Genomic DNA, 8457 nt, shown 5'->3' with positions numbered 1-8457 from the left:
GGGCGGCGCCCCCCCCGGGGGGGGGGGGCGGGGGGGGGGGGGGGGGCGGCGGGGGGGGGGGGGGGGGGGGGGGGGGGGGGGGGGGGGGGGGGGGGGGGGGGGGGGGGCCCGGCGGCCCCGCCCCGACCGGTCGATCAGCTGCCGGCCGGCGGCACGGCGCGGTAGCTCAGCACCTCGCCGTCCTCGGCGCTGCCCTGGGCCGGGCCCTCCCACTGCTGGTAGCCCGCCTTCTCCAGCACCCGGATCGAGGGCGGGTTGGACGGCTCCACGTGGGCGTGGACCGTGTGGACGCCCGGCGCGGTGAAGGCGAACGCGGTCAGGGCCCGGACGGCCTCGGGCGCGTAGCCCCGCCCGCGCCGCGACTCCACGATCCCGTACCCGATCTCGACGAGGCCGTCGGCCGGCGGCCAGAACAGGCCGAGCGATCCGACCACCAGGCCGCTGTCGCGCTCGATGATCTGACGGTGACCGTGGGCGCCGAGCCACGCCGGGTTGGCGTCGAACAGACCGGCGATCACCTGGTCGCCCTCGGCGGGGAAGTCCCCGGCCCAGTGGTCGAGCCGGACGCCCCGCCGGACGGCGTCGGCCTCGGCGGGAGTCCACGCCCGCAGGATCAGGCGGTCGGTGGTCAGGTCGGCGACGGCCCCGGAAGGGTCGCCGGGGGTGTTCGCGGGCGCGTTCTCGGAGGTGAAGGAAGACATGTGACACTCCTGGTCGTTGGTGACGACCGGCCCGCGCTCTAGACGCGCGGGGCCGGGATGAAGGCATGCTGACGAGGGCCTGCGACGGCCATATTCATCAACCTCCCTCACTCCGGTGATCACGCGTTCCTCGCGCCGCGGCGACGCTAACAGCTCGCCGCGACACGCGCAAACAGGCTGCCCGTGGGCGTCCCGGGGTTCGCGAGTGCCGTCGTCCTCGGCGCCCCGCAAGCCCGTGACGGCGCCGGACGCCGCCGGCCGGGGGCGCGACGCGCGGGTCAAAGGCCACGCAAAGCTACGGACCGTAGTCACAACGTCACTCATATGATCCTTACGTGGCCGACCCGGTGAATCACGAGCAGGACACTGACAGACCTCCGTCGGCGTTCCGGCGGGCGACGCCGGTGCCGCCCTTCCCTGTGTACGAGCCGGAGCCGCCGGGCGGCGTGGACCGGGTGACGGTCGCGGCGCTGGCGGTCACGGTCGTCTCCGTGGCGCTGGGGGTGTGGCTGGGGCTGTGCCCTCCCGGGGCGGGCACGCCGCAGGCGCAGGCGCGGGGCTCCGGTGCCGCCGCGCAGGCGAACGGGTCCGGCGGTACGGCCGCGCCCGTGACGCCCGGCGTGCCGCATGCTCCTTCGGAGGACTCGACGGCAGGGCGGGAGGCTACGCCGACCGGCCGGAAGGGGGCGTCGGCCGGGGCGCGCACGCCCATGGCCCGCCGGGGAGCCAGGCGGCATCAGCGCCCGCACCGCTCCGCCCACGACCACCCCCGCAGCCGGGCCCACGATGACCGGGATCTCGGCCGGGGTCTCGACCGGCGCCTCGGGGAGAACCTCGACCGGATTCTCGGCAACGACGGGCGCGCCGGCCGGGGCGGGGATCGCGCGGACCGGCGCGCCCCCTCCCGGGGGTGGCCCTCCCCGGCCGCACGCGCGGTGACGCCCGCTCCGCAGCGGCAGCCGTCGCCGGCCCCGCAGCCGCGCCGGACGGGCGAGGCCGCGGGGGAGCGCGAGCGCCACGCCCGTGGCGGCACCGGCCGCCGGCGAACCCCCGGAGCGACGACCGGGGGCCGCCCCTCCGCGCCGGGCTTCCCCGTACGGCCGGACGGCGCAAAGGAGCAGGAGGCGCGGCGGTGGTGCGACGAGAACATGAGCTGGGACGGTTTCCTGTGGCAGTCCTGCCACGCCTATGTCGACCTGCAAACGATCAGATAATCACGTCTCGTCATTGCATGACTACACAGAGTGAAGAATGGTGTCGGAAGGTCGACGCGACACGCCGGACGACGCGGCGAGAATGACGCGGCCATTCGCCGGGAATTGCCGGTCCGGAATTCTCGTGAACGTGTCCGGTGAATGCGCCGCCGCCCACTGTGCCCGAATCCGGCGTTGTCGCGCCCCGTCCGGCCCCGTCTGCGTGGCCGGGGTTCGGGTGGGCAGCGTCGGCCATACGCCGCTTCGCGGCTTTCAGCCCGGTTAACCATCGGGACAAATGCCGCGATATCCAGCAAATCCCCTGGTCGGCGGCATGGATGACGACATGACGCCGAAGGGCGGCCGTTTCCCTGCGAAAAGCCTCCGCGGCATCCCGCGTCAATCGTCGGAAAACGAGAAAGGAATTCACGACCAGCCGCGCATTGTCGCCACCCGCCGCCGGCATTTCCGGGGAAAGGGCCGATCCGGGTTCGTGGCGGGCGACAGGGCGGGATGCAAGACTCGGTCGAGGGAAAAGCTGAACGCCGGGAGGGCAGCGTTATGGCCACATCCACCGTGCCCGCACAGGGACGATCCGCACAGGGACGATCCGTACAGGGACCATCCGCACCGGAGCCGCCCGCGCGGGAGGGCCGCGGCAGGTTCGCCGCGCGCCGGGGCCGGGGGCGCGCCCTGGCCGGGGGACGGCGCCGCGAGGAACGGTCGCCGGGGGAGCAGGCCACGCTGTGGGCGGTGGTGTTCGTCGGCGTGCTGGTCACGTATGTGACGTTCGTGGTGGTGCTGCTGCCGCAGGGTTACAGCCTGTGGGTGGTGCTCGGCGTCGCCACCACCACGTGCGTGGTGGCCGCGCAGGTGACGCGGACCGTGACGCTGGCGCTGGCGGGTGAGGAGGTGGCCGGGGCGGCGGGGCACCGCTCGCTGCTGGGCCGGGCGCTGGCCGCCTGGATCCGCGAGGCCGTCGCCGAGGAGCAGCCCGAGCCCGGTCGCCGGGCGGAAAACGCGGTGCGCGAGCAGGGCCGGCTCAACTAGCGTCCCGTCCATGAAGTCTCCAGACCGCCTTCGCCCGCCCTTCGTCGCCGATGAGCGGACCCAGCTCGTCGGCTGGCTCGACATGCAGCGCGCCATCGTCCACTGGAAGTGCGAGGGCCTGTCGGAACAGGACGCGCACCGGCCGGTGCTGCCGGGCTCGCCGCTGATGACCATGGCCGGCGTCGTGTCGCACCTGCGCTGGGTGGAGTACACCTGGTTCGAGGTGCTGTTCCTGGGCAAGCCCGCGCAGGGGCCGCCGTTCGACGAGACGGTCGAGGACGCCGACATGCGGGTGGAGGGCGTTCCGCTGGCGCGGCTGCTGGAGGAGTACGCGCACCAGTGCGCCGTCTCCAACGAGATCGTCGCCGCGCACGGCCTGGACGAGGTGGGCCGGCATCCGGACTTCCGGTCGGCGGCGGCGTCCTTGCGCTGGATGCTGATCCACATGGTGGAGGAGACGGGCCGCCACGCCGGCCATCTCGACGTGATCCGGGAGTTGCTGGACGGCAGCACCGGCTACTACTAGGCGAAAACTGCAACGTACTCCAAAATTGGTTTGGAGTTGATGCTTGGGGACCGTTACTCTCCTGGGCATGGCAGAAGGTCTGCGGGAACGCAAGAAGCGGCAGACGCGGCAGCGCATCTCCGAGGTGGCCACCGCTCTGTTCGTGGAGCGCGGGTTCGACCACGTGACGATGGCCGAGGTCGCGGAGGCGGCCGAGGTGTCGGTCAACACCGTCTACAACTACTTCGGCGCCAAGGAGGACCTGGTCCTGCCGCCGGAGGAGGCCTCGCCGCAGCGGCTGGCCGACATGGTGCGGGCCCGCCCGCCGGGTCAGCCGGCCGTACGGGCCGTGCTGGAGCACCTGCGTGAGGAGGTGCGCCGGCGGGAGCGGCGGCTGGGGCTGACGGCGGGCTTCGGCCGCGTGCTGGAGATGATGCGGGCCGCCCCGACGCTGACGGCGCGCCTGGAGGATCTGGGCCGGCAGATGACCGATGAGCTGGCGGCGTGCCTGGCGCAGGAGACGGGGGCCGCGCCGGAGGATCCGCTGCCGCGCGTGGTGGCCTGGCATGTGGGCTGCCTGCACGCGCTGGTGTTCTCCGAGATCGGCGGGCGTACCGCCGCGGGCGAGGATCCCGACGACATCGCGCGGGCCGTGCTGGGGCTGCTCGACGCGGCCGAAGAGGTGCTGGGCGAGCGGATGCTCGGCTATGCCGTACGACGCGGTGATGCCGCAGGAGAGGACGGGACATGTTCAGGGTGACGATCTCCGGCGCGTTCGACGGGCTGGACGAGGCGGGCCGGGCCGCGGTGCGGGAGGCGGGCGGGGCGGCCTTCACCGAGGCGGGCTCGTTCACCTTCGACGAGAGCCTGTCGGCGTTCACCTTCCGCTGCCAGGTTCCGGCGGGACAGGGCGACGGCGAGGCGGAGGCGACGCGCGGGGCCCTGGCGGCGCTGGACGCGCACGGCCACGCCTACCGGGTGCTGCGCACGGCCGTGACCGACATGCGCGACATCAAGATCCGCCGCCGCCGTCCCGCCTGACAGCCCCCTCCGGTGCCGCGTGCAGGGCCGGCCACCGGCGCCGCCCTGCACGCGGCATCGAGAACGTCATGCCCGGCACCCTGGATGATCGTTAGAGTGGTGAGCCGTCCCCGCCTTGGAGAAGCCGTCATGACCACCCCTGAGCAGCACACGACCTGGCGCGACGCTCGCTACGACATGCCGGTCAGTCAGCAGCTGGAGCGCTACAACACGCTGGCCGCCAGGCACGCGTCGGCTCGCGCCCGGGCGGAGCTGGTGGCCCGGGGCGTCTATGACCCCGCCCGGCACGGCGCCGAGGACCGGCCCCCGCTCACCGTGGCCGAGCACATCGAGCTGCTGGCGCTGGCGGAGTGCATCGCGCGCACCGTACGCCATCCCGCCAACGTGCATCACGCGCTGCTGGCCGGCGCCACCTGGGCCCAGATCGCCGGCGTCGTCGACTCCGACGAGCGCACCGTCCGCCAGGAGTACCAGCGCTGGGCCGACGACCAGCACGACCTGCACCGGCACGACCCTCGCCTCGGCATGACCGCCGAGGAGTACGCCGCCGCGACGGCCAGAGTCGCCGAGGGCGCCGCCGACATGTGAACGCCCCGTTCGTGCGACGAGTTCAGAAGTAGCGCCCCAGGTAACCGCTCAGTTGCGACAGCGCGGCCCAGTGTGTCCGCCGCGCCGGCTGTGGCGAGGTTCAGCAGCAGGTCGCAGGCAATACGTTTCCGCACTCAGCCGAAGAAGTTGTAGGCACGGTTTATCCTTCCTTCCTCCATGCTCATGACTCCGTAACCGGTGGCCAGAGGAGCCGCGGTGGAGGCATCAGGCTGGACGAGGTGCCAGGAGAACAGGGCCAGATCATGGTGGGTGCTGATCACCTTGGTCACCGTGAGCATGAGGTTGCCGAGTTTCTCCTCACGTGCATGGCCTATGGCGGCTGCGATGTCGTTGCGGCCTTCGGCCGTCCAGTCGGGGTCGATGACGGTGGCGTTCTCCGTGAAGATCGCCTCGATGGTGGCGTTGCGGTGGCCGCGATCCAGGTCGTTCCATGCTGCGAAATAGGTGTGGACGACGTCGTCGATGGTGTCAGTCATGGTGATCTCCTAGGTTTCTGCCGAGGGGGCGGCGGTTCAGTAGCCGATGGTGAAGCGTCGCTGGACGAAGCGAGGGAGTTCCGCCTCGTCGATGAGGGCGATGGCGGCGTCCTCGGAGGAGATGCGGCTGCGTCCGTCGGCGTCGACGACCGGCTGGTCGCCACCGATCCGGAACCGGCCGGTGCGCCGGCCGGGGGCGATCTCCTCCGCCGGGCTGAAGTAGGTCCAGAGCCGGTTGGACGTGCGCAGGACGTTCAGGGCGTCCCGGTGCCCGCGCACGGCGGCCGCGTACTCTCGTGGCAGTCCCAGCTGGTCGAGGCTCTGGTGCAGCAGCTCGTCGGAGTCTGCTCGTGTGAGGCCGGGCTCGATCTCCAGACTGCCGGCGCCGCCGATCACGATCAGCCGGGTCCGGGGGTGTCCCTCCAGCGCCTTGAGCAGCGCCCGGGCGGCGGTGGCGTAGACGGTGGGGTCGGTGATCGAGCGGGACACGGTGTCGTCGAAGTCCTGGGCGGCGTTGCCGGGCTGGTATCCGCTGATCAGGACGTCCAGCCCAGGCAGGACTGCGGCGATGCTCTCGGCGTCGAGGACGTCGACGGTCTTCCAGACGATGTTCTGCCGCTCTTCCTTGATCCGGGTGGCGTCGCGGGTGAGCGCTGTGACCTGATGTCCTCGGAGGATGGCCTCGGTGACGACACGGCTTCCGATGCCGCCGCTGGCTCCGATGATTCCGATGTGCATGGGTCTCCCTGTTCGCTGTGTGGCGTGAGGAGACTATACGGCGTGAAGTTTTTATACGGCAACCAGTCCAGTGACACTGTAGAGTGATGGCTGTGGGAAGCACGGGAGGGCGTCGCGAACGGCTGCGGGCCGAGACGACAGCGGAGATCAAGCAGGTCGCGCTCAAGCTGATGGCCACGGGCGGACCTGACGCAATCACGCTGCGGGCCATCGCTCGCGACATGGGCATGACCGCCAACGCGATCTACGGCTACTTCGCCACCCGCGACGATCTGGTCACCATGCTGATCAACGAGGTGTACACCGCGCTGGCCGACGCCGTGGATTCCGCATGGGCCGAAGCTGTTGCTGCGGATCCAGCCGGCCGGATCCAGACGTGGGCGCGAGCCTTCCGGGGCTGGGCTCTGACCAATCCCGAGGGATTTCGCCTCATCTATGGCGACCCCGTGCCCGGCTACCAAGCACCCGAGGGCGGCGCCGCCCCGGACGCCGCGCATCGGGTCTGCACGGGCATCGCCGCCCTCGCGGACGCCGCCTGGCCGCACGCCGAACATCTTTACGCGCACAGCGACTTTGAGTGGTCCGACTTCGACGACGGGCTTCTCGGCAAGGTCCGTCCTGCGTTTCCCGACCTGCCGCCGGCCGGCGTGGCACTTGCCCTGCGCATCTGGGGCCACCTGCACGGTCTGGTGTCGCTGGAAATCTACGGACACCTGCACACCCAGACGATCAACCCCGACAAGCTCTTCCAAGAAGAACTGACCCAGCTCGTCCGGTCACTGGGCATTGAGTCCGAGAGATGACAGCCCTCAGCACTGCCGGAGTCCTTCGCGGCCCGGCGAGCAGCGCCTGAAACAACGCGTTCACTGCACACCCGCACCTGCCTCCCCGGGCGAGGTGGCGGGCGGGGGAGACGCAGGGATCAGAAGGGGGAGTTGGTCATCGTGTACCACGTCGGAACGAAGGTCAGCAGGACCACTGCGCCAACGACCGCGAACGACCTGAGTGCGCGTGAGCTGGTGAGGTTCGCGGGTGAGACGGGCCTCAGCTTCCATCGTCCGACCATGACGAACGCCGCGACGCCTCCCAGCACGAGGTTCGCCGGCACCAAGGCGTATTCGCCGCGGATGATATGAAAACCGGCCGCGAGGATCATCGTCAGTGTCAGGCCGGCGGCGGCGAGCGGCGTCAGCATCGGTCTGACCTTCGTCATCGCCGGCAGGATCAGGCCGACGCCGCCCAGTACCTCGCAGATCCCGATGAAGACGATCAGGGGCTGCGGCACCGCGGCGTACCAGGCCACGGCCCGGGGCGCCGCCGCGTACAGAGCTCCGTCGTACAGCAGCACCTTGCCGAAACCGCTGCCGGCGAAGAAGAAACCCCATAACGCTTGCAGCGACCAAAGGACGCCGTTGAGAGTGAACCTCATTCCGCGTCTCCTGGGCTGCTGCTCGATGTCCTGGAGACTGAGCAGGTTGTCGCTGACGTGCCGGTTCATGTTCTGTCACTACCTTTCTTCTGTGGGTGGCCGTCGCTTGCGGGAGGCGGGCCCCGCCGGCGCCCGCCAGGTGGCACCGAGCGCGGGTCAGCTCACCGCGTTCATCGGTCCTGCAGCAGTCCGAGGACGTTGCCGTCGGGGTCGGTGACGGTGGCCACCAGCCGGCCACCGCCGACGTCGTGCAGGGGCTCCTTCACGGTCGCCCCGGCGGCGGTCACCTCGGCCAGCTTCGCCTCGATGTCGGCGACGTGCCAGTAGGCCACCGGCGAGGTCATGCCCTGCGGTCCACCGCCCGGCACCAGCCCGATGTGCTGGCCCTCGGCGTCGAAGCCGACGTAGTAGGAGGAGTCGCTCTGTGGCGCGATACCGAGCACGGCCGCGTACACCGCTTTGGCCTTCGCCAGGTCGGACACGGGGTGCAGCACGGTCTTGATGCCCTGGGTGGAAGAGCCGGTCATGGTCGCTCCTGTCGTCGTGGGTCTCCCTCGACCCGCTGTGTGCGTGTTCACAGCCTTCCTTCCGGCCTGGCCGGTCCACATCCGTGGCGACCACGGAACCGCACACGGATCGACCACACGGAGCCACCACACGGATCGCGTACGGGGCCGTCACGGAGGGGAGGACGGAAGGGATGCGGCAAACTGTC

At 70.9% G+C, this 8457-nt stretch carries 12 protein-coding genes; 7 read left to right on the top strand and 5 right to left on the bottom strand.

The genetic code is table 11. The annotated features are described in order from the left end of the window. Positions 1-134 precede the first annotated feature (134 nt). On the bottom strand, positions 135-701 hold the full coding sequence (locus ACIBG4_RS38500; protein ID WP_397207049.1) for a GNAT family N-acetyltransferase: 567 nt from the start codon (positions 699-701) through the stop codon (positions 135-137). A gap of 335 nt (positions 702-1036) precedes the next feature. On the opposite strand from ACIBG4_RS38500, the gene ACIBG4_RS38495 reads away from it, so the two are divergent. From ACIBG4_RS38495 to ACIBG4_RS38470, 6 genes are all read left to right on the top strand, one after another. Then, positions 1037-1915 carry a hypothetical protein gene (locus ACIBG4_RS38495; protein ID WP_397207047.1) on the top strand — a complete coding sequence of 293 codons (879 nt, stop codon included), beginning with the start codon at positions 1037-1039 and terminating at the stop codon, positions 1913-1915. 540 nt (positions 1916-2455) lie between these two features. Next, positions 2456-2944 carry a hypothetical protein gene (locus ACIBG4_RS38490; RefSeq protein WP_397207045.1) on the top strand — a complete coding sequence of 163 codons (489 nt, stop codon included), beginning with the start codon at positions 2456-2458 and terminating at the stop codon, positions 2942-2944. A 10-nt stretch (positions 2945-2954) separates the two neighbouring features. Continuing rightward, entirely contained in the window at positions 2955-3470 is a 516-nt protein-coding gene (locus tag ACIBG4_RS38485) for a DinB family protein (RefSeq protein ID WP_397207043.1), read from the top strand. Positions 3471-3537: 67 nt separating this feature from the next. After that, positions 3538-4209 (top strand): TetR/AcrR family transcriptional regulator, encoded by a 672-nt coding sequence (locus tag ACIBG4_RS38480; protein ID WP_397207041.1) that lies wholly within the window; start codon positions 3538-3540, stop codon positions 4207-4209. Then, complete coding sequence (locus tag ACIBG4_RS38475) at positions 4197-4490, top strand: DUF6204 family protein (protein WP_310711496.1); 294 nt, start codon at positions 4197-4199, stop codon at positions 4488-4490. Before ACIBG4_RS38480 ends, ACIBG4_RS38475 begins: the two co-directional genes overlap by 13 nt. A 129-nt stretch (positions 4491-4619) precedes the next feature. Then, positions 4620-5078 carry a hypothetical protein gene (locus tag ACIBG4_RS38470; protein ID WP_397207039.1) on the top strand — a complete coding sequence of 153 codons (459 nt, stop codon included), beginning with the start codon at positions 4620-4622 and terminating at the stop codon, positions 5076-5078. Positions 5079-5212: 134 nt separating this feature from the next. Here the strand turns inward: ACIBG4_RS38470 and ACIBG4_RS38465 are convergent, their stop codons facing one another. Continuing rightward, positions 5213-5575 carry a nuclear transport factor 2 family protein gene (locus ACIBG4_RS38465; RefSeq protein WP_397207037.1) on the bottom strand — a complete coding sequence of 121 codons (363 nt, stop codon included), beginning with the start codon at positions 5573-5575 and terminating at the stop codon, positions 5213-5215. A 36-nt stretch (positions 5576-5611) separates the two neighbouring features. Further along, positions 5612-6313 (bottom strand): NAD(P)-dependent oxidoreductase, encoded by a 702-nt coding sequence (locus ACIBG4_RS38460; RefSeq protein ID WP_397207035.1) that lies wholly within the window; start codon positions 6311-6313, stop codon positions 5612-5614. Positions 6314-6405: 92 nt separating this feature from the next. Here ACIBG4_RS38460 and ACIBG4_RS38455 point away from each other — a divergent pair, with 92 nt between their 5' ends. Beyond that, positions 6406-7116 (top strand): TetR/AcrR family transcriptional regulator, encoded by a 711-nt coding sequence (locus ACIBG4_RS38455; RefSeq protein WP_397207033.1) that lies wholly within the window; start codon positions 6406-6408, stop codon positions 7114-7116. 119 nt (positions 7117-7235) lie between these two features. Here ACIBG4_RS38455 and ACIBG4_RS38450 read toward each other — a convergent pair whose 3' ends face one another. Further along, entirely contained in the window at positions 7236-7811 is a 576-nt protein-coding gene (locus ACIBG4_RS38450; protein ID WP_397207031.1) for a DoxX family protein, read from the bottom strand. A gap of 101 nt (positions 7812-7912) precedes the next feature. After that, positions 7913-8269 (bottom strand): VOC family protein, encoded by a 357-nt coding sequence (locus tag ACIBG4_RS38445; protein WP_397207029.1) that lies wholly within the window; start codon positions 8267-8269, stop codon positions 7913-7915. Positions 8270-8457 lie beyond the last annotated feature (188 nt).

Source organism: Nonomuraea sp. NPDC050383 (assembly GCF_044459125.1).
GTDB lineage: Bacteria > Actinomycetota > Actinomycetes > Streptosporangiales > Streptosporangiaceae > Nonomuraea.
The sequence above is the reverse complement of the archived record's forward strand: the minus strand, read 5'-3'. Positions and strand labels throughout refer to the sequence as shown.

Bases quoted from the DNA above. Each gene is read 5' to 3' on its own strand.
- ACIBG4_RS38475 (WP_310711496.1), top strand. From the start codon at position 4,197: ATGTTCAGGGTGACGATCTCCGGCGCGTTCGACGGGCTGGACGAGGCG.
- ACIBG4_RS38465 (WP_397207037.1), bottom strand. From the start codon at position 5,575: ATGACTGACACCATCGACGACGTCGTCCACACCTATTTCGCAGCATGG.
- ACIBG4_RS38470 (WP_397207039.1), top strand. From the start codon at position 4,620: ATGACCACCCCTGAGCAGCACACGACCTGGCGCGACGCTCGCTACGAC.
- ACIBG4_RS38450 (WP_397207031.1), bottom strand. From the start codon at position 7,811: ATGAACCGGCACGTCAGCGACAACCTGCTCAGTCTCCAGGACATCGAG.
- ACIBG4_RS38445 (WP_397207029.1), bottom strand. From the start codon at position 8,269: ATGACCGGCTCTTCCACCCAGGGCATCAAGACCGTGCTGCACCCCGTG.
- ACIBG4_RS38485 (WP_397207043.1), top strand. From the start codon at position 2,955: ATGAAGTCTCCAGACCGCCTTCGCCCGCCCTTCGTCGCCGATGAGCGG.
- ACIBG4_RS38480 (WP_397207041.1), top strand. From the start codon at position 3,538: ATGGCAGAAGGTCTGCGGGAACGCAAGAAGCGGCAGACGCGGCAGCGC.
- ACIBG4_RS38460 (WP_397207035.1), bottom strand. From the start codon at position 6,313: ATGCACATCGGAATCATCGGAGCCAGCGGCGGCATCGGAAGCCGTGTC.
- ACIBG4_RS38490 (WP_397207045.1), top strand. From the start codon at position 2,456: ATGGCCACATCCACCGTGCCCGCACAGGGACGATCCGCACAGGGACGA.
- ACIBG4_RS38500 (WP_397207049.1), bottom strand. From the start codon at position 701: ATGTCTTCCTTCACCTCCGAGAACGCGCCCGCGAACACCCCCGGCGAC.